Source organism: Amycolatopsis albispora (assembly GCF_003312875.1).
Classification (GTDB): Bacteria; Actinomycetota; Actinomycetes; order Mycobacteriales; family Pseudonocardiaceae; genus Amycolatopsis; species Amycolatopsis albispora.
In genome coordinates this window covers 1,302,129-1,320,424 of sequence record NZ_CP015163.1, presented here as the reverse complement: position 1 = coordinate 1,320,424, position 18,296 = coordinate 1,302,129, and the positions used below count along the sequence as shown (strand labels likewise).

The following is an 18,296-nucleotide window of genomic DNA, read 5'->3' as shown; positions in this document are numbered from 1 at the left end:
GTTACGGTGAGCCGATGACCACCCCGCGCTGGCTGACCGACCGCGAGCAGCACGTCTGGCAGACCTATCTCGCCCTGCAGCGGGAGTTGCACAGCGCGCAGGAACACCAGCTGGAACGGGATTCCGGACTGTCCACAGCGGACTACACGCTGCTGGCGCCGCTGTCCGAAGCACCGGACGGGCTGCTGCGTGCCCGCGAACTGGGCAGGCTGGCCGGCTGGGAGCGCAGCCGCCTCTCCCACCAGGTGAGCCGGATGGCCAAGCGCGGGCTGGTGGTCCGCGAGGACTGCCCCGACGACGCCCGCGGCTCGATGGTCCGGCTGACCAAGGCCGGTCGCGAGGCCATCGAGGCCGCCGCGCCCGAGCACGTGGCGACCGTGCGCCGCTACTTCTTCGACCCGCTTTCCCCCGACGAGGTGGACCAGCTCGGGCACCTGCTCGGCCGGCTGCTGGCCGCGCTGGCTCAGGACGTCCAGTAGTCCCAGAACGCCTGCAGGATGAGCGCGGCGATCAGCGCGTACCAGGCGGCGAGCACCGCGGAGTGCCAGCGGGACAGGCGCGGGCTGCGCACGGTGTCGAGCGTGGTGTACCAGAAGATCGGGATGGTCACCGCCCACACCACCATGCAGTACGGGCACAGCGCGTGGATCTGGTACAGGCTGGCGAAGACCAGCCAGTGCACGAAGAGCACCCCGAAGGTGGCCCCGGCCTGCATGCCGATCCGGTACCAGCGCGGTGGTTCGAACCCGGCCAGCATCACCACGCCGGTGGTGGTGACCACGGCGAAGGCGGCGATGCCCAGCAGCGGGTTCGGGAAGCCGAACGCCGCGGCCTGGCTGCTGTCCATCACCGAACCGCAGGACACCACCGGGTTGAGCGAGCAGGTCGGCACGTAGTCCGGGTTGCGGAGCTTGGCCAGCTTCTCCAGCATGAGCGCGGCCGCGGCGATCAGGCCGATCCCGCCGCCGATGGTGTAGAGCCAGGCCAGGCCGCGGCGGCCGGGGGCCGCCATCAGCCGAGTTCCCGGTCGATCAGCTCACGCAGTTCCTTGTCCACCGCGCCGAAGGTGTCGCCCTGCGGCTGGAACTTGATGCCGTTGACGAACAGCGTCGGCGTGCTGGTCACCCCGGCCTGCTGACCGTCGGCGCGGCCCTGCTCGATGGCCGCCCGCACCTGCGGTGAGCCCAGGTCGGCCTCGTACTTCGCCATGTCCAGGCCGAGTTGCTCGGCGTACCCGGAGAACAGCGCCTTCGCCGCGGCCGCGTCGCTGTTGACGTTCTGGCCGTCCGGGCTGACCGCCCACTGCTGGAAGTTGTCGTAGAGCGCGTGGTACATCTCGCGGTACTTGCCCTGCAGCGCGGCGGCTTCGGCGGCCTCGGCGGCCGGCACCGCGAGCGGGTGCATCTCCAGCGGGAAGTTCCGCGTGACGAAGGTGATCCGCCCGGCGTAGTCCTGCTCGATCTTGCTGGTGATGTTGCGGTAGTACGACGCGCACGCCGGGCACTGGTAGTCGAGGAACTCGACCAGGGTGACCTTGCCGTCCGGCGCCTCGATCAGCGTGTGGCTGTCCGGCTTGCGCAGCACCTCCGCGGACACGCGGGGCTGGTCGCCCGCGCCGCCGTTGTCGCCGTCTTCGCTGCCGCCGAACAGCAGGATGCCGCCCAGCACCAGCGCCGCCACCACCACGATCACCAGCGTGACCACGATGTTCGGGGACAGCCCCCGCTTGGCCGTGACGGGATTGCTGCTTCGGTTGCTGCGCGACATCCGGTGAACACCTTCCAAGACGAACTGGTTACGCCATTCTGGTCGTCCCCCGGCGGTGGCTGGTTCCCGGACCCCGGAAAACGTGGTTGAGGCCATCCTGCCCGGGGAATCCACAGCCGGTGCACGATGACATGCCGGACATGCCGACGGTGGCCACGCTCACCGAACTCGAGGCGGTGTTCGAAGCCGAGCGGGGCGAGCTTTTTGTCCGCTGGTCACACGGCCCCTCCGCCGATCTGGAGCAGGACGACGACAAGCGCGCCCAGTCCAGCCGCGACGGGCTGACCGGCGTGCCGCTGCCCGGGCTGTCGGCCAATCCGCTGCGGCTGGAGCCGTGGTGGGCCGACCGGCCGCTGCGGTTGTGGCTGGCCCGGCGCCTGCACGACTACGAGCACCTGCGTGAGCTGCGTGGCCCGGGGGTGCGGCCGTGGGTGCTGCGCGGGCGGGAACGCGCACGCGGCCCGGACAACGAGCCGCTGGTGATCTGCGACCGTCCGGTGGCGTGGATCTCCGACGACGTGCTGCGGGAGGCCGAGGAACTGGTCAACGCCCAAGCTTCACCCGAATGGGGACCGCTGGCGCGGCACCGGCGCCCCGGGTGAGGCCGGTCAGGCGGACAGCGAGCGGCTGGCGCTCTCGGCGAGGTCGAGCTGGCGCCCGAGCCGGGCGGCCGACTCCCTGGCGCACGCCAGCGCCGAGGTGATCTCCACCAGTGCCTGGGTGAGTGCCTCGTACTGGTGGTCACCACCGACTTCACCGGCGAGCACGCGCTCCTCCAGCCAGCCGCCGAGGCCGGGCAGGGTGCGGGCGATGTTGTCGGTGAGGGAACGGAGGTGGCCCAGCAGCGCGCCCAGCTCACCGGGGTCGCCGACCACGGGGCCGCCGTGCGGGTCCACCGTCCGGTAGTAGAGGCAACGGGTCAGTTCTTCGGCCCGGGTGGCCAGGGAGACCAGTCCGCCACCCAGATTGTCGCCGCGCGTCGCGTCCATCGGCTCGGTCCTCACTCGCGGGGGAGTTGGCGCTGGGTACCCGCTCCACAACCAGCCGAAACCGGCTCGGGCGTGGTGGTTTCGCGGAAGTTTGCCGTGGCGGGCTGGTGGTAACCGGCGGGGGTCTCCACGTGAAAGGACTTTCCGAGATGGGTTCCACACTGATCGGACGCGCCGTGGCCATGCTCGCCGCCGACGGGGTCGAGCAGGTCGAGCTGGTCGAGCCGCGCAAGGCCGTCGAGGCCGAGGGCGGCACGGTCACCCTGGTGTCGCTCAAGTCCGGCGAAATCCAGGCGATGAACTCCGACCTCAACCCGGCGGACCGGTTCCCGGTGGACCGGGTGGTCTCCGACGCCTCGGCGGGCGAGTTCGACGCGCTCATCCTGCCCGGCGGCACCATCAATCCCGACAAGCTGCGCATGGACGAGGCCGCGGTCGGCTTCGTCCGCGACTTCTTCACCGCGGGCAAGCCGGTCGGCGTCATCTGCCACGGGCCGATCACGCTGATCGAGGCGGGCGTGGCCAAGGGCCGCAAGCTGACCTCGTACCCGAGCATCCGCACCGACCTGCGCAACGCCGGCGCGACCGTGGTCGACGAAGAAGTGGTCAACGACAACGGGCTGGTCTCCAGCCGCAATCCCGACGACCTGCCCGCGTTCTGCGCGAAGATCGTCGAGGAGTTCGCCGAGGGCAAGCACCCGGTGCACGACGAAGGCGCCACCGCCTGATGGCGGCCGAGATCACGCTGCGGGTGGACGGGCGGGAGCACCGCCTGCCCGCCGACCCGCGCACCACCCTGCTCGACGCGCTGCGCGAGCGCCTCGGCAACCCGAGCCCGAAGAAGGGCTGCGACCACGGCCAGTGCGGCGCGTGCACGGTGCTCGCCGACGGCAGGCGGGTGCTCAGCTGCCTGACGCTGGCCGTGGCCGCTGAGGGCACCGAGATCACCACCGCGAAGGGGCTGGCCGAGAACGGCGAACTTCACCCCGTGCAGCGCGCGTTCATCGAGCACGACGCCTTCCAGTGCGGGTACTGCACACCGGGCCAGGTCTGCTCGGCGGTCGGCGTGCTGGACGAGCTGGCCAAGGGCTGGCCGAGCCACGTCACCGCCGAGGTGGCCGCCTCCCCCACGCCGAGCCGCGAGGAGATCGCCGAGCGGATGAGCGGGAACCTGTGCCGCTGCGGCGCGTATCCCGGCATCGTCGCGGCGATCGAAGAGGCGGCCGGATAGCCATGGAGCGCTTCGACTACCGGCGGCCCGGTGACGCCGCCACCGCCGTGCGGACCGTGGCCGCCGACCCGTCGGCGGTCTTTCTCGGCGGCGGCACCAATCTGGTGGACCACCTGAAGCTCGGCATCACCGCGCCCGGGCTGGTGGTGGACGTGACTTCCCTGACCTCGGCCGAGCTCGCCGAGCACCGGGGCGGGCTCCGGATCGGCGCGGCCGTGCGCAACAGCGACCTCGCCGCCGACGACCGCGTCCGGCGGCGGTACCCGGTGCTCGCGCAGGCCCTGCTCGCCGGGGCGTCCGGGCAGTTGCGCAACATGGCCACCACCGGCGGGAATCCCTTGCAGCGCACCCGGTGCGTGTACTTCCAGGACGTCACCACGCCGTGCAACAAGCGCGAACCGGGCAGCGGCTGCTCGGCGATCGGGGGTTACAACCGGTACCACGCCGTGCTCGGCGCCTCACCGCACTGCATCGCCACGCACCCGTCCGATCTCGCGGTCGCGCTCACCGCGCTCGACGCCGAGGTTCAGGTGCTCGGCCCGGCCGGGGAACGCACCATCCCGTTCGGCGAGCTGCACCGCCTGCCCGGCGACCGGCCCGACCGGGACACCGTGCTCGAGCACGGTGAGCTGATCACCGCCATCGACCTGCCCGAAGCGCCGATCGCGGCGAATTCGGCGTACCGCAAGGTGCGTGACCGCGCGTCGTACGCGTTCGCGCTGGTTTCGGTCGCCGCCGCGATCGAAGTCGAACAAGGTGTCGTACGGGATTCGCGGATCGCTTTCGGTGGCGTGGCGCACAAGCCGTGGCGAGCCCACCGGGCCGAAGCGGTCCTGCGTGACGCACCCGCGAACGAGACCACCTTCCGCGAAGCAGCCGAAGCCGAGCTGGCCGACGCGGTCGCGGTCGACGGGATCGACGGCGGGAACGGGTTCAAGCTCCCGCTGCTCACCCGCACGCTCGCGGCCACACTGCGCGACCTCACCGGGGAGACGGCATGACCCCGCGGGCAATCGGCATGGACCTCGCGCGCCGCGACGGGCCCGCCAAGGTCACCGGAACCGCCACCTACGCCGCCGAGACCGCGGTGGACCGGCCCGCCTACTGCCACCCGGTGCAGGCCACCATCGCCCGCGGCCGCGTGACGCGACTGGACACCGCGGCCGCCGAAGCGCTGCCCGGGGTGCTCGCCGTGCTGACCGAGGCGAACGCCGAACGGCTGGCGTCCACAGAGGACGGTGAGCTGGCCGTGCTCCAGTCGCCGGAGGTCGCTTTCCGCGGGCAGCTGATCGGCTGCGTGGTCGCGGAAACCTCGGAAACCGCGCGCCAGGCCGCGGATCTCGTCGAGGTCGCCTACGCCGAAGAAGACCACGAAACGGAACTGACCGCCGAGGGCGAGTACGACGCCGAAACCACCGGCAACGTCGAGGCCGCCTTCGCCGAGGCGGACGTGGTGGTCGATCAGACCTACACGACCGCGATGTACCACAACAACCCGATGGAACCGCACGCGACGACCGCGCTGTGGCAGGACGGCACGCTGACGCTGTGGGAGTCCACGCAGGGCGTGCACCCGACGCGGTCCACGGTGGCCGAGGTGTTCGGGCTGGACACCGAGCGGATCCGGGTCGTCTGCCCGTACGTCGGCGGCGGGTTCGGTTCGAAGGGCCTGCCGCACGCCAACGTGGTGCTCGCCGCGATGGCCGCCAGGGCGCTGCCGGGCAGGCCGGTCAAGCTCACCGTGACCCGGCCGCAGATGTTCTCCCTGACCGGCTACCGCACGCCGACCATCCAGCGCGCCCGGCTGGCGGCCGACCGGACCGGGCGGCTGTCCGCGCTCGCCTTCGACGTCGCCGAGCAGACCTCGAAGGTCAAGGAATTCGCCGAGCAGAGCGGGAAACCGTCGCGGACCATGTACGCGGCGCCGAACCGCCGGGTGGCGCACCGGCTGGCCGCGCTGGACGTGCCGGTGACCTCGTGGATGCGCGCGCCAGGGGAGTGCCCCGGCATGTTCGGGCCCGAGGTCGCGATGGACGAACTGGCGGACGCGCTCGGCATGGACCCGATCGAGCTGCGTATCCGCAACGACCCCGCCGAGGACCCGGAATCCGGCAAGCCGTTCTCCAGCCGTCACCTGGCCGGCTGCCTGCGCACCGGCGCCGAGCGGTTCGGCTGGGCCGAGCGCGGCCCGCGGCGGGAGGGCCGGTGGCTGGTCGGCCGCGGGGTCGCGGCTTCGGTCTACCCGGTCAACCGCATGCCCGAATCCACCGCGGTGATCCGCTTCTCCGGCGGCCGCTACACCGTCGACATCGGCGCGGCCGATCTCGGCACCGGCACCTGGACCACGCTGCCGCAGATCGCCGCCGACGCGCTCGGCGTGCCGGTGGACCGGGTCGAGGTGCGCATCGGGGACACCGACTACCCGAACGCCTCCGTGGCCGGCGGCTCGTCCGGCATGATCACCTGGGGTTCGGCGGTGGTCGACGCGGCGCGGGCCTTCCGCGAGAAGTTCGGCGACCAGCCGGGCGACGGCGACGAAGCCGAAGGATCGGTGAGCGAGAACCCGGACAGCGAGCGCTTCGCGATGTCCGCGTTCGGCGCGCAGTTCGCCGAGGCCAGGGTGCACGCCGACACCGGCGAAGTGCGCGTGCCGCGCATGCACGGGGTGTTCGCGGTGGGCCGGGTGATCAATCCGCGCACCACGCGGTCGCAGCTGACCGGCGGCATGCTGATGGGCCTGTCGATGGCGCTGCACGAGCAGAGCGTGCTCGACCCGCGGTTCGGGCACGTGGTCAACCACGACCTCGCCGAGTACCACGTGGCCGCCAACGCCGACGCCGGGCAGCTGACCGCCGAATGGCTCGACGAGCACGACCCGCACGTGAACGCCATGGGCGCCAAGGGCGTCGGTGAGATCGGCATCGTCGGCGCGGCGGCGGCCGTGGTCAACGCGGTGCACCGGGCGACCGGGGTGCGCGTGCGCGACCTGCCGGTCACGCTCGACAAGCTGCTGCCCGGCCTCAGCCCTGAGCGAGCGCTTTGATGCCGCGCAGGGTTTCCAGCATGCCGGTGCGCAGATCGGCGAGGCGGTGGCGGAGCAACGCCTCCTCCTTGCCCGGCAGCCGGTCGATCGCCAGGCTCAGGCCCGAGCGCGCGGGCCCGATGCGCACCGCGTGGCGCAACCGCGTCCCGCCGGGCGCCGGTTCGAGGTCGAACCGCCACGTCGCCATCGGCTCGCCGGTGACCTCGCCGAACCGGCCGTCGGGATCGGCCACCGCCCAGGCGAACGCACTCGGCTCGTCGCACTCGACCACGGTGGCGATGGTGCGCCAGCGGCCGAGCACCGCGTTCTCGTTGTGCCCCTCGAACTTCGCGCCCGGCGCGGGCCCGGTGGCGCCGTCGAGCCAGCTCACGCGCTGGAGTTCGGGGCTGAACCTGGCGGGCAGCGTGATGTCCGCCGCCAGCCGCCACACCTGGGCCTGCCCGGCGGCGATGGTCACTTCGCAGGCCTCCGCCGGCCCGTCCGCATATCGCACCAGACCACCTTCTCACCGGGGAGAGCCGCGATGACCACCACCTCCGCCCACCGCGCGCCGCTGGCGCTGGCCGGGTTCGCCGCCGCCGTCGCGGTGGTGGCCATGGCCGGTGCGCTCGCCTCGACGAACGCACGCGGGGTCTACGGCTCGCTGAACCTGCCGTCATGGGCTCCGCCTCCTTGGTTGTTCGGTCCGGTGTGGACGGTCCTGTACGGCATGATCGCGGTGTCGGGCTGGCTGTACTGGCGGGCCGGTGGTGATCGCCGCGGCCTGACCGTCTACGCCGCAGGCCTGCTGCTCAACCTCGCCTGGACCCCGCTGTTCTTCGCCGCCGGAGCGTACGAACTCGCGCTGGCCGACATCGTGCTGCTGGATCTCGCGGTGGTGGCGGCCATCGTGCTGTTCCACCGCCGCTCCCCCGTCGCGGCCTGGCTCCAGGTGCCGTACCTGCTGTGGATCCTCTACGCGAGCGCGCTCACCGGCGCCATCGTCGCGCTCAACTAGTGTCCCTGAGCAGCCGGACCACCTCGGTGTCGCTGGTCTGCCCGAAGTCCCGGTACCAGCGGCCGACGGCGGTGAACCCCGCCGGGGTGTCCACACAGACCACGTCGTCGGCTTCCCGGCGCACGCGCTCGACGGCGTCCGGCGCCGCCACGGGCGCGGCGAAGGTCAGTGACCGCGGCGATTCCGCCCGCGCGGCACGCAGGGCGGCGATCGCGGTCACGCCGGTCGCGAGGCCGTCGTCGACCATGATGACGTCGCGGCCCTCGCGGGGCGCGGGTGCGCGGCCGTCCTCGTAGAGTTCGACACGCCGGGCCGCTTCGGCGCGTTCTTCCTCGCACAACTCGGTCAGCTGCCTGCTGGACAGGCCGAGGCGGGACGCGGCGGCGTCGAAGACCGGCGGGCCGTCGGCGGTCACCGCGCCGATCCCCCACTCCGGCTGTCCCGGCGCGCCGATCTTGCGGGCGACCGCCACGTCCAGCGGCGCGCCCAGCCCGGCGGCCACCTCGGCCGCCACCGGCACCCCGCCGCGGGCCAGCCCGAGCACCAGCGGGTCCCGCCACGGCCCGGCGAGCCGCTCCGCCAGTTGCCGTCCGGCGTCCCGGCGATCGGTGAACACAGTTCCTACCTCCTCACGATCCGGTCAGGGCAACGGCAGATCCCCGTCGGCCACCGGTCTCAGCGGGACCGCGTCCTCCGGGCGGGCGGCCCCGCGCACCGGCTGGAGGTGCAGGTCGGGCACCTGGTCCGGCAGCCCGGCCAGGTACCGCAGGATCACGCCCTCCCGCAGTGCCCACGGGCACAGCTCCACCGACTCCAGGTCGAAGGCCTTCATCGCCTGCTCGGCCACCACCGCGCCGGCCACGATCTGCCGGGCGCGCCCGGCCGAGATCCCGCGCATCTTCGCGCGTTTCGCGGCCGGTTTCGCCGCCAGTTCCGGGAGCAGCCGCCGCAGGTCGGCGGCCCGTAGCTCCCGGCGCACGAACGGGCCCTTGCGCTGGGGCGCGGCCCCGCACACGCGGGCCAGCTGCTTGAACGTCTTCGAGGTGGCCACGGTCCTGGCCGCGGGACCTTCCCAGCGCAGGCGGTCGGAGATCTCCCGCAGGGTGGCCCGCACGTGGCGGCGCAGCTTACGCAGCTGTGCGCGGGTCGGCGGGTCGTCCGGCAGGAACGCCCTGGTCAGCCTGCCCGCGCCGAGCGGGAGCGAGAGCGCCAGCTCGGGCTTGGCGTCGCGGCCGAGCGCGATCTCCAGTGAGCCGCCGCCGATGTCGAGCAGCAGGATGCGCCCGGCGGACCAGCCGTACCAGCGGTGCGCGGCGGCGTAGGTCAGCCGTGCCTCGTCCTCGCCGGTGAGGAACTGCGGCCGGATGCCGGTGTCGTTCTCGATCCGGTCGAGCACCGCGTCCCGGTTGGCCGCGTCGCGGATGGCCGAGGTCGCGTAGACAAAAAGCTCCTCCACGTGGTTCTGCCGCGCCGCCACCATCGCCTCGCCGACCGCCCGGATCACCCTGGCGACGCCGTCCTCGCTGAGCGCGCCGTTGTCCTCGATCTCCTCGGCCAGCCTGGTCGGCTCCTTGATCGCCAGCGCCGGCAGCGGCGGTGCGCCCGGCGCGCCGTCCACGATCTGCAGCTGGGCGCAGTTGGAACCGATGTCCAGCACTCCCAGTTTCATCCGTGCCGGATACCCCGGTGCGGTGAGGGTTACACCGAAATCGCGTGTGTGCCACGGCCCGGCGCGGGTACTCGACCGGTCATGGTTACGCCGATCCACCACGGGGAGTACGACGATGGCCGAGATTGACCTGAGCGGGCAGATCGACGCCCTGCTCACCGAGCACGTCGAACTCAGCGTGCCCGCCAGGCTGGAGCACCTGCCACTGCTGCGGATGCTGGCCGAGGCGGTGGCCACCAAGGAGGACTTCGACCTCGACTCCATCGCCGACTTCAAGATCGCCGTGGACGAGGTGGCCTCCTGGCTGGTGCACCACGCCGAAGTGGGGGCCAGCATCAGCTGCCGGTACCGGCTTTCGGCCGGTGAGCTGGCGGTTTCGGTGGCCGCGCCGACCGCGGACCAGGCCGTGCCCGAGACCGACGGGTTCGGCTGGCACGTGGTGAAGACGGTGACCGATTCGGCCTCGTACCGGGTGACCGAGCAGGGCGGCCGCGTGGTGACCATCGACCTGGCGATGGCCGCGCGGAGGGAGCGGACGTGAGCAAGGATTCCGCGTCCAAGGCCAGGAGCGACCAGTACGCGCACTGCGTGCCGCTGCTGGCCGAACTGGCCTCGCTGCCGGAGGGCGACCCGCGCCGGTCCGAGCTGCGGGACCGGCTGGTGACCGAGTACCTGCCGGTGGCCGAGCACATCGCGCGCCGGTTCGCCGGCCGCGGGGAAACCTTCGACGACCTGCTGCAGGTCGCCCGGCTCGGGCTGATCAACGCGGTGGACCGCTACGACGCCGAGCGCGGCTCGGAGTTCCTGTCCTTCGCCGTGCCGACGGTGATGGGCGAGGTCCGGCGGTACTTCCGCGACAGCAGCTGGTCGGTCCGCGTGCCGCGGCGGCTCAAGGAACTGCACCTGCAGATCAGCCATGCCACCGGCGAACTCGCGCAGATCCTCGGCCGCGCGCCGACGCCGACCGAGATCGCCGAGAACCTGGGCATGGATCCGGAAGAGGTGCGCGAGGGGCTGATCGCGGGCAACGCCTACCAGGCGGTGTCGGTGGACAAGCCGATCAGCCCGGACGGTGAACGGCTGCCGCTGGCCGAAACCCTCGGCGAGGAGGATTCCGATCTCGACGCGGTGGAGAACCACGCGGCGCTGCGGCCGTTGCTGGCGGAGTTGCCGGAACGTGAGCGGACGATCCTGAAGCTGCGGTTCTTCGGCAACATGACGCAGACGCAGATCGCCGACCGGCTCGGCATCTCGCAGATGCACGTCTCGCGCCTGCTGTCGCAGACGCTGGAACGCTTGCGGGGAAAGCTCCTCGCGGATCCTTAATGGGCGGTGGCGGCCTAGAACTGGCCGCCGCCCGCGTGGATGGTCTGCCCGGTGATCCACCGGCCTTCGTGGGAGGCCAGGAAGCCGACCACGTCCGCGATGTCCGAGGGTTCGGCGATGCGGCCCAGCGGCACCTGCGCGATGGTCCGCTCCACCACGCCGGGCGGCCCGTCGGCGGCGAGCGCGTCGGTGTTGACCGCGCCCGGCAGCACGCTGTTCACCGTGATCCCGCGCGGGCCCAGTTCCTTCGCCGCGACCTTCACCAGCTGGTCCCCGCCGCCTTGGTGGCCGCGTAGAGCGCGGTCCCCGGGCGGTTGGTCACCACGACGGCACTGGACACCACCACGATCCGCCCGTGGTCGCGCACCCGGCGCGCGGCCTCCCGCAGGGCGTAGAAAGTGGACCGCGTGTTGGTGTCGAAGAGGAAGTCGTACTGCTCGTCGGTGACTTCGGCGAGCGGGCCGAACCGCGCGACACCGACGTTGCTGACCACCACGTCGACCTCACCGGCGGCGTCGAACAGGCGCCGCAGCTGGGCCAGCTCTCCGGCGTCGGCCCGCACCGCGATCGCTTCACCACCGCGTTCTTCGATCGCCCTGACCACCTTGGCCGCGGCTTCGCCGTCCCGGCGGTAGTTGACCACCACCCGCGCGCCGTCCGCGGCGAGCCGTTCGGCGATGGCGCGGCCGATGCCGCGGGAACTTCCGGTGACGATCGCGGTGCGCACGGCGTCATCCTCGTGACGCCCGTCCGCGAGTGTCAAGCGAGCTTGCCCCGCCTGCCCTGCGCGCCGAGGCGTTCGAGCCGCCGCATCGCCGGTTCCGCGGTGATCCCGTGCACCAGCACCGACAGCGCCACCGCCAGCGCGGCGACCCGCCACAGCACGTCCGGCACCGGGAAGTCCCCGTGCGCGAGCGCGTAGACCAGGTAGAACAGCGTGCCGATGCCGCGCACCCCGAAGAACGAGATGGCCACCGCGCCACGCCTGCCCGGTGGCGCGCCGAGCAGCGAAAGCAGGCCGGTGACCGGGCGCACCACAAAAACGGCCACCGCGGCGAGCACGAACTCGAGCGGGCGCAGGCCGGACAACAGCCCGTCGCCGATGGCCACGCCCAAGCCGAGCAGCGCGACCGCGACGAACAACCGTTCCAGCTGGTCGCCGAACTCGTGCAGCACCGCGTGGTAGCCGTGCGACCGCTCACGCGCCCGCAACGTCACCGCGGCCGCAAACACCGCGAGGAACCCGTTGCCCTGCACCAGTTCCGCGGCGGCGAACGGCAGGAACGCCATGGCCAGCACCACCATGCCGTCCGAGTACTCCGACAACCGCACCTGGTCCGAACCGGCGCGGAAGATCAGCCTGCCCAGCAGCAGCCCGAGCACCACGCCGATGGCGATGCCCACCGGGACCGGCAGCAGCAGCTCGACGGTGAGTTCGCCGAGCCCCGGCAGCTCACCGGCGGCGAGCAGGATGGCCAGCATCACGAACGGCATGGTCAGGCCGTCGTTGAGCCCGGCCTCGGTGGTCAGCGTGAACCGCACCTCGTTGCCCGAGGCCAGTTCGTTGCCGGCGTGCGGTTCGGGCACGCTCACCTCGGACGCCAGCACCGGGTCGGTCGGTGCCAGCGAGGCGGCCAGCGCCAGCGCCGCGGCCACCGGAAGCGCCAGCAACCACTGTCCCAGCAGGAAAACCACGCCGATGAACAACGGCATGGCGACCAGCAGCAGCCGCCAGGTGGAGTTCCACGACCGCCAGCCGAGCACGCGCTCGCTGTTCAGCCCGGCCCCGACCAGCGCGACGATCAGCCCGACCTCGGTGACCACCTGCAGCGCGCCGAGGTGCGGCACCGGATCCGCCCAGACCTCACCGTAGGGCGCCGGCAGCGGCAGCAGGCCGACCGCCACGCCGAGCAGCAGCAACACCAGCGGCATGGACAGCGGCCGGTTGCTGGTCAGCTTCGGCAGCAGGGCCGCGCTCAGCGCGAGCAGTCCGGCCACCCCCAGCAGCAGCTCCACCGGCTCAGGCCTCGGGGAGCGGCCGGGTGGCGGGGCCCTGGATGACCGAGCCGTCCACGCCGAACCGCGAGGCGTGGCACGGGCAGTCCCAGGTCTTCTCCGCGTTGTTGAACGCGACCACGCAGCCGAGGTGCGTGCAGCGCGCGCTCCGGCGGTGCAGCACCCCGTGGTCGTCGCGGTACGCGGCGATCACCGATGCGCCCGAAGTGGCCACGCGCGCCTCGCCCATGCCCAGGGTGGCGAACTCGGCGTCCGCGCCCACCGCGCGGAGGTGGTCGCCGACCAGATGCCTGGCCACGGTGAAGTTGTTGCGCGCCAGGGAAATCCCGGACCGCAGGTCGAAGCGCTCCGGGTCGTACAGCCAGGCACCGGGGTTCTCCCGGTCGGCGAGCAGGTCGGCCAGCAGCAGCCCGGCCGCGGTACCGCCGCTCATCCCCCACTGCCCGAACCCGGTCGCCACCCACAGGTGGCGGGAGAACGGGTGGTACCGGCCGACGTACGGCACGGAGTCCAGAGTGGACAGATCGTGCGCGGACCAGCGGTGGGTCACCCGCTCCAGGCCGGTGTGCCGCAGGGCCCATTCGGCGAGCCGGGTGTACCGCGCCTCGACGTCGACCTCCTCGCCGGTGCGGTAGTGCTCGCCGCCGACGATGACCATCCGCTCGCCGTTGCGTTCGTGGTAGCGCACGGAATGGTGGGTGTCGGCGTCGAGGAACACGCCGTCGGTGCCGCCGCTGACCGGCCCGGCCACCACCAGGTCGCGCACCGGGTCCAGCCGGGCGAAGTAGAACCCGCGGTCCAGCACCGGGTAGTGGGTGGCGATCACCACATCACCGGCGCGGACGCGGCCGCGTTCGGTGTGCACCACCGGCACCGGGCGCTCGTCCACGCGGACCACCCGCGCGTTCTCCGCGACCTGCCCGCCCAGGTCCTCGATCGCCTTGGCGAGCCCGAGCAGCCAGCGCCGCGGGTGGAAGCGCGCCTGGTCACCGAAGCGGACCGCACCGGCCGCGGGCACGTCGAGCGGTACCTGTTCGACAAATTCGGCGGGCAGCCCGGCATCGGCGGCCGCGGCGGCCTCGGCCCGAAGGTCGGTCAGCCGCCGGGTTTCGGTGGTGTAGACGTAGCTGTCGGTCCGGGTGAACTGGCAGTCGATGCCCAGCGCCAGCGAGGTGCGCTCGACCCAGTCGACCGCCGCGCTCTGGTCGTGGCCGTACTGCACGGCCGCCTCGCGTCCTTTGTGCTCACGCAGCGAGGCGTACTTCTCCGCGTGCTGGGCGGACAGCTTCGCGGTGGTGTGCCCGGAAACACCACCACCGACCGCGCCCGCGTCGAGCACCAGGACCGTCCGGTCGTCACAGGCGAGCGCGTACGCGGTGGTCAGGCCCGCGATACCGGCGCCGATCACCACCACGTCGACCTCGCCGGGCAGCGCGGTGCCGCTCCGATCGGGACCGGTGGCGGAGTCCATCCACACCGACAGCGGGACGGGCAACGGGGCAGCGTCTGCGTCCATGCCATCGGGATACCCCGGACGGCGGAGTCAAACCCGCGCCCTGCGCCCGGCCGCACCCGGCGTTACCGTCGAAGGATGCGCACGGTGACCCAATTGCCGAAGCAGATCATCGAGGAGGAGAACGTCTGGATCCCGCTGCCCGGAGGTGAACGCCTGGCCGCGCGGATCTGGCGCCCCGCCGATTCGGACGAGCGGCCGGTGCCCGGGATCCTGGAGTACATCCCCTACCGCAAACGGGATCTGACCGCCGGCCGCGACGCCATCCACCACCCCTACCTCGCCGGGCACGGTTACGCCTGCGTGCGGGTGGACATCCGCGGGTCCGGCGAGTCGGACGGGGTGCTCACCGACGAATACCTCGAACAGGAACAGCTCGACGCCGAGGAGGTGCTCGCCTGGATCGCCGGGCAGCCGTGGTGCACCGGCGCCACCGGCATGATGGGCATCTCGTGGGGCGGGTTCGCCGCGCTGCAGGTGGCGGCCAGGAAACCGCCGAGTCTCAAGGCGATCGTCATCTCCTCGTTCACCGATGACCGCTACGGCGACGACATGCACTACATGGGCGGCTGCCTGCTCTCGGACAACCTCGCCGAGGCATCGACCATGTTCGCCTACTCGACGCTGCCGCCGGACCCGGCGCTGGTCGGCGACCGCTGGCGCGACATGTGGCTGGAGCGGCTGGACGGCAGCGGGCTGTGGATCGAGAACTGGCTTTCGCACCAGCGTCGCGACGAGTACTGGCGGCACGCGTCGGTGTGCGAGAACTACAGCGACGTGCAGTGCCCGGTGCTGGCCTCCAGCGGCTGGGCGGACGGGTACTCCAACGGCGTGTTCCGGCTGATGAGCAATCTCAACGTGCCGCGCAAGGGCCTGATCGGGCCGTGGTCGCACAAGTACCCGCACCTCGGCGTGCCCGGACCCGCCATCGGTTACCTCCAGGAGGTGGTCCGCTGGTGGGACCACTGGCTGGCGGGCAAGGAAAACGACGTGATGGACGAGCCGATGCTGCGGGTGTGGCTGCAGGACAGCGTGCCGCCGTCCACGGCGTACGAGACCCGGCCCGGCCGCTGGGTCGGCGAGCCGAGCTGGCCGTCACCCCACATCGCGCCGTCGGTGCACTCGCTCGACGCGCACCGGATCGCCCGTCCCGGTGAAGAGGTCGCCGAGCGTGGCCTGGAGATCGAGTCCCCGCTGTCGGTCGGCCAGTTCTCCGGCAAGTGGGCCTCCTACAACGCGCCGCCGGACCTGCCGTACGACCAGCGCGAGGAGGACGGCGGCTCGCTGGTGTTCGAGACCGATCCGCTGACCGAGCGCTGCGAAATCCTCGGCGCGCCCCTGGTGGAGCTGGAGGTCGAGGCGAGCGAGCCGGTGGCGATGGTCGCCGCGCGGCTGTCCGACGTCTATCCCGACGGCCGGGCCACCCGGGTCACCTACGGCCTGCTGAACCTGACCCACCGGGACGGGCACGAACACCCCGAACCGCTCGAACCGGGCCGCCGGTACCAGGTGGCGATCGAGTTGAACGGGGTGGCGCAGGCGTTCCCGCCCGGCCACCGCATCCGGCTTTCACTGTCCACTTCGTACTGGCCGCTGGCCTGGCCGCCGCCGTGCCGCGGCCGGCTGCGGGTCTACACCGGGGCGAGCACGATCCGGCTGCCGGTGCGCCCGGTGGCCGAGCCCGACGAGCTGCCGCTGCGCCCGTTCGACGAGCCGGAGGGCACCCCGCCGCTGACGGTGACCCAGCTGCGGCCCGGGGAACAGCGGTGGACGGTCAGCCGGGACCTGGTGGACTACGAGTCGGCGCTGGAGATCGTCAAGGACAGCGGTGAGGACTACTTCGAGGACATCGACCTGCGCGTGGGCAGGCGCGCCTACGAGCGCTACAGCTGGCTCGCCGACGACTTCTCCTCCGCCCGCGGCGAAACCGCCTGGACGATGACCTTCGCCCGTGGTGACTGGGAGTCACGCACGGAAACCCACACGGTGCTGACCTGCACCCCTGCCGAGTTCGTGCTGCACGCCGAGCTCGACGGGTACGAGAACGGCCACCGCGTGTTCTCCAGGAACTGGAACCGGGTCATTCCCCGCGATCTGGTGTGACCCCGCGCTCATCAGGGGTTTCGACGTGATCGTGCCGGTTACCCCTTGATGAGCAAAGGTGTTGGGGAGTGAGAACGATGGACACGCTCAAGGTGGTTTATCTGGGCAAGTCGGCCGCGCTGCGGGAGCTTTCCGAGTGGGGCGACCGGCATGGCGTGCAGGCGGTGGACAGCGCCGACGACCTTGACGAAGCCGCGTGCGCGGTGGTCGACCAGAACGCGCCGGCCGGCGCGCTGAAGCGGTTGCGGGAGCGGCATCTGCCGTGCCTGTCGGTGTCGCGCGGCTGGTGCTTCCTCGCCTCGGCCGTGGGCCGCGGCCTGAGCCCGGTGGTGTGAGGCCATGGCAGTCCGGATAGCGGCACTGGTGCTGGGCCTGGGTTACCTGCTGCTCGGCGTGCTCGGCTTCACCGTGGCCGAGCACCCCGGGCAGGTGGGGCCCGTGCACGACAACGCGGTCTGGATCTTCAGCGTGAGCGCGCTGCAGAACGTGGTGCACGTGGCGGTCGGCGTGCTCGGCCTGGCCGCGGCGACCAGGGTGACCGGGGCGCGGATCTACGGCATGGCGCTTTTTGTGGCGTTCACCGGCCTGACCGCGTTCGGAATACTGGCCAGCACCGCGGACACGCCCGGCAACGTGGTGAACGTGAACTGGGCGAGCAACTGGCTGCACGGGCTCACCGCGCTGGCCGGGCTGGCGATGTGGTTCGCCGGCCGGACCCGCGCGGCGGCCCGCACCTGAGGGTGCTCAGCCGGGGGTGGTCTCGCCGCCGAGCGGGGCGAGCACCTCCCCGGTGTAGTACGAGGACAGCCGGTTCGACGCGAAGAACACATAGGACGGCGCGATCTCGTCCGGCTGCGCGGCCCGCTGGTAGGGCACCTGCTGGCCGAACTGCGCGACCTTTTCCTCGTCGAAGGTGGCCGGGATCAGCGGTGTCCACACCGGACCCGGCGCCACGCAGTTGATCCGGATCCCCTTGTCCGCCAGTGCCTGCGCCATCGAATAGGTCCAGGCGTGCACGGCACCCTTGGTGGCCGAGTAGTCGATGAGGGACTTGTTGCCCCGCAGGCCGTTGACCGAGCCGCTGTTGATGATGACGTCGCCATCGCCCAGGTGCGGCAGGGCGGCGGCGGTCACCCGGAAGTAGCTGTGGATGTTCACGTCGAAGGTGCGCATCCACTGCTCTTCGGTGAGTTCCTCCGGCGAGTCGACCGGCCACTGGGTGGCCACGTTGTTCACCAGGATGTTCAAGCCGCCCAAGGCTTCCACGGTCCGCTTCACCACGTCGGCGCAGTGCGCGCGGTCGGCGAGGTCGCCCGGGAACAGCTCGCAGCGACGGCCTTCGGCACGCACGAGTTCCGCGGTGTGCTTCGCGTCCTCGTGCTCTTCCAGGTAGGCGATCGCGACGTCGGCGCCCTCCTTGGCGAAGGCCACCGCGACCGCGCGGCCGATGCCGGAGTCGCCGCCGGTGATCAGCGCGCGGCGCCCGGCCAGCAGGTCGCGGCCCTGGTAGTCGGACATCTCGTCCCGCGGCTCCGGCCGCATGTCGCCGGTGTCGCCGGGTGGGCGCTGGCCCTGTGGGGGCTGGTTGTGGTTCTCGCTCATGCGCGCCGGTTACCCGGCCGCCCGGCGGGGTAACCGGCGG

The 18,296-nt window shown here is 71.8% G+C and carries 23 protein-coding genes; 12 read left to right on the top strand and 11 right to left on the bottom strand.

The features are described 5' to 3' along the window. Positions 1-14: 14 nt before the first annotated feature. Positions 15-479, top strand: a complete 465-nt coding sequence (locus A4R43_RS06400) for a MarR family winged helix-turn-helix transcriptional regulator (RefSeq protein ID WP_113691464.1) — start codon at positions 15-17, stop codon at positions 477-479. On the opposite strand, the gene A4R43_RS06395 is transcribed toward A4R43_RS06400, so the two are convergent. Beyond that, positions 464-1,012: a vitamin K epoxide reductase family protein gene (locus A4R43_RS06395; RefSeq protein ID WP_113691463.1), complete on the bottom strand. Its 549-nt coding sequence runs from the start codon at positions 1,010-1,012 to the stop codon at positions 464-466. The genes A4R43_RS06400 and A4R43_RS06395 overlap by 16 nt on opposite strands. After that, positions 1,012-1,767 (bottom strand): DsbA family protein, encoded by a 756-nt coding sequence (locus tag A4R43_RS06390; protein ID WP_113691462.1) that lies wholly within the window; start codon positions 1,765-1,767, stop codon positions 1,012-1,014. The genes A4R43_RS06395 and A4R43_RS06390 overlap by 1 nt, the downstream gene beginning before the upstream one ends. 119 nt (positions 1,768-1,886) lie before the next feature. Here A4R43_RS06390 and A4R43_RS06385 point away from each other — a divergent pair, with 119 nt between their 5' ends. Then, on the top strand, positions 1,887-2,369 hold the full coding sequence (locus A4R43_RS06385; protein ID WP_236808801.1) for a DUF6098 family protein: 483 nt from the start codon (positions 1,887-1,889) through the stop codon (positions 2,367-2,369). A 6-nt stretch (positions 2,370-2,375) separates the two neighbouring features. Here A4R43_RS06385 and A4R43_RS06380 read toward each other — a convergent pair whose 3' ends face one another. After that, positions 2,376-2,756, bottom strand: a complete 381-nt coding sequence (locus A4R43_RS06380; protein ID WP_113691461.1) for a hypothetical protein — start codon at positions 2,754-2,756, stop codon at positions 2,376-2,378. Positions 2,757-2,905: 149 nt separating this feature from the next. Here A4R43_RS06380 and A4R43_RS06375 point away from each other — a divergent pair, with 149 nt between their 5' ends. Genes A4R43_RS06375 through A4R43_RS06360 form a run of 4 tightly spaced genes read left to right on the top strand, consistent with a single transcriptional unit; the run spans position 2,906 to position 7,030 of the window. Beyond that, positions 2,906-3,484 carry a type 1 glutamine amidotransferase domain-containing protein gene (locus A4R43_RS06375; RefSeq protein ID WP_113691460.1) on the top strand — a complete coding sequence of 193 codons (579 nt, stop codon included), beginning with the start codon at positions 2,906-2,908 and terminating at the stop codon, positions 3,482-3,484. After that, on the top strand, positions 3,484-3,987 hold the full coding sequence (locus tag A4R43_RS06370; protein WP_113691459.1) for a (2Fe-2S)-binding protein: 504 nt from the start codon (positions 3,484-3,486) through the stop codon (positions 3,985-3,987). The genes A4R43_RS06375 and A4R43_RS06370 overlap by 1 nt, the downstream gene beginning before the upstream one ends. 2 nt (positions 3,988-3,989) lie before the next feature. Continuing rightward, positions 3,990-4,988, top strand: a complete 999-nt coding sequence (locus tag A4R43_RS06365; protein ID WP_113691458.1) for an FAD binding domain-containing protein — start codon at positions 3,990-3,992, stop codon at positions 4,986-4,988. Further along, positions 4,985-7,030 (top strand): xanthine dehydrogenase family protein molybdopterin-binding subunit, encoded by a 2,046-nt coding sequence (locus A4R43_RS06360; RefSeq protein WP_113691457.1) that lies wholly within the window; start codon positions 4,985-4,987, stop codon positions 7,028-7,030. Before A4R43_RS06365 ends, A4R43_RS06360 begins: the two co-directional genes overlap by 4 nt. Here A4R43_RS06360 and A4R43_RS06355 read toward each other — a convergent pair. After that, positions 7,008-7,523 (bottom strand): SRPBCC family protein, encoded by a 516-nt coding sequence (locus A4R43_RS06355; protein ID WP_113691456.1) that lies wholly within the window; start codon positions 7,521-7,523, stop codon positions 7,008-7,010. The genes A4R43_RS06360 and A4R43_RS06355 overlap by 23 nt on opposite strands. A 30-nt stretch (positions 7,524-7,553) precedes the next feature. On the opposite strand from A4R43_RS06355, the gene A4R43_RS06350 reads away from it, so the two are divergent. Further along, on the top strand, positions 7,554-8,027 hold the full coding sequence (locus A4R43_RS06350) for a TspO/MBR family protein (protein ID WP_113691455.1): 474 nt from the start codon (positions 7,554-7,556) through the stop codon (positions 8,025-8,027). Here A4R43_RS06350 and A4R43_RS06345 read toward each other — a convergent pair. After that, the gene (locus A4R43_RS06345) at positions 8,020-8,643 is read right to left on the bottom strand and encodes a phosphoribosyltransferase (RefSeq protein ID WP_113691454.1); all 624 of its coding nucleotides are present in this window, start codon (positions 8,641-8,643) and stop codon (positions 8,020-8,022) included. The genes A4R43_RS06350 and A4R43_RS06345 overlap by 8 nt on opposite strands. 24 nt (positions 8,644-8,667) lie before the next feature. Then, the gene (locus tag A4R43_RS06340; RefSeq protein ID WP_113697379.1) at positions 8,668-9,696 is read right to left on the bottom strand and encodes a Ppx/GppA family phosphatase; all 1,029 of its coding nucleotides are present in this window, start codon (positions 9,694-9,696) and stop codon (positions 8,668-8,670) included. A 115-nt stretch (positions 9,697-9,811) separates the two neighbouring features. Here A4R43_RS06340 and A4R43_RS06335 point away from each other — a divergent pair, with 115 nt between their 5' ends. Both A4R43_RS06335 and A4R43_RS06330 read left to right on the top strand, forming a co-directional pair. Then, on the top strand, positions 9,812-10,237 hold the full coding sequence (locus A4R43_RS06335; protein WP_162788342.1) for an ATP-binding protein: 426 nt from the start codon (positions 9,812-9,814) through the stop codon (positions 10,235-10,237). Then, complete coding sequence (locus tag A4R43_RS06330; protein ID WP_113691453.1) at positions 10,234-11,022, top strand: SigB/SigF/SigG family RNA polymerase sigma factor; 789 nt, start codon at positions 10,234-10,236, stop codon at positions 11,020-11,022. The genes A4R43_RS06335 and A4R43_RS06330 overlap by 4 nt, the downstream gene beginning before the upstream one ends. A 14-nt stretch (positions 11,023-11,036) precedes the next feature. On the opposite strand, the gene A4R43_RS44585 is transcribed toward A4R43_RS06330, so the two are convergent. Genes A4R43_RS44585 through A4R43_RS06315 form a run of 4 tightly spaced genes read right to left on the bottom strand, consistent with a single transcriptional unit; the run spans position 11,037 to position 14,554 of the window. Beyond that, positions 11,037-11,285, bottom strand: coding sequence for an SDR family oxidoreductase (locus tag A4R43_RS44585; protein ID WP_335645145.1), 249 nt, complete (start codon positions 11,283-11,285; stop codon positions 11,037-11,039). Beyond that, positions 11,282-11,749, bottom strand: a complete 468-nt coding sequence (locus A4R43_RS06325) for an SDR family NAD(P)-dependent oxidoreductase (protein WP_335645144.1) — start codon at positions 11,747-11,749, stop codon at positions 11,282-11,284. The genes A4R43_RS44585 and A4R43_RS06325 overlap by 4 nt, the downstream gene beginning before the upstream one ends. Positions 11,750-11,781: 32 nt before the next feature. After that, positions 11,782-13,038, bottom strand: coding sequence for a cation:proton antiporter domain-containing protein (locus A4R43_RS06320; protein WP_113691452.1), 1,257 nt, complete (start codon positions 13,036-13,038; stop codon positions 11,782-11,784). A 4-nt stretch (positions 13,039-13,042) separates the two neighbouring features. Then, complete coding sequence (locus A4R43_RS06315) at positions 13,043-14,554, bottom strand: FAD-dependent oxidoreductase (RefSeq protein WP_113691451.1); 1,512 nt, start codon at positions 14,552-14,554, stop codon at positions 13,043-13,045. 75 nt (positions 14,555-14,629) lie between these two features. Between A4R43_RS06315 and A4R43_RS06310 the strand changes: the two genes are divergently transcribed. From A4R43_RS06310 to A4R43_RS06300, 3 genes are all read left to right on the top strand, one after another. After that, positions 14,630-16,654 (top strand): CocE/NonD family hydrolase, encoded by a 2,025-nt coding sequence (locus tag A4R43_RS06310; RefSeq protein WP_113691450.1) that lies wholly within the window; start codon positions 14,630-14,632, stop codon positions 16,652-16,654. Positions 16,655-16,731: 77 nt separating this feature from the next. Then, on the top strand, positions 16,732-16,989 hold the full coding sequence (locus A4R43_RS06305; RefSeq protein ID WP_113691449.1) for a hypothetical protein: 258 nt from the start codon (positions 16,732-16,734) through the stop codon (positions 16,987-16,989). A 4-nt stretch (positions 16,990-16,993) separates the two neighbouring features. Then, complete coding sequence (locus tag A4R43_RS06300; RefSeq protein WP_113691448.1) at positions 16,994-17,392, top strand: DUF4383 domain-containing protein; 399 nt, start codon at positions 16,994-16,996, stop codon at positions 17,390-17,392. Positions 17,393-17,398: 6 nt separating this feature from the next. Here the strand turns inward: A4R43_RS06300 and A4R43_RS06295 are convergent, their stop codons facing one another. Beyond that, positions 17,399-18,256, bottom strand: coding sequence for an SDR family oxidoreductase (locus A4R43_RS06295; protein ID WP_113691447.1), 858 nt, complete (start codon positions 18,254-18,256; stop codon positions 17,399-17,401). Positions 18,257-18,296: the final 40 nt, after the last annotated feature.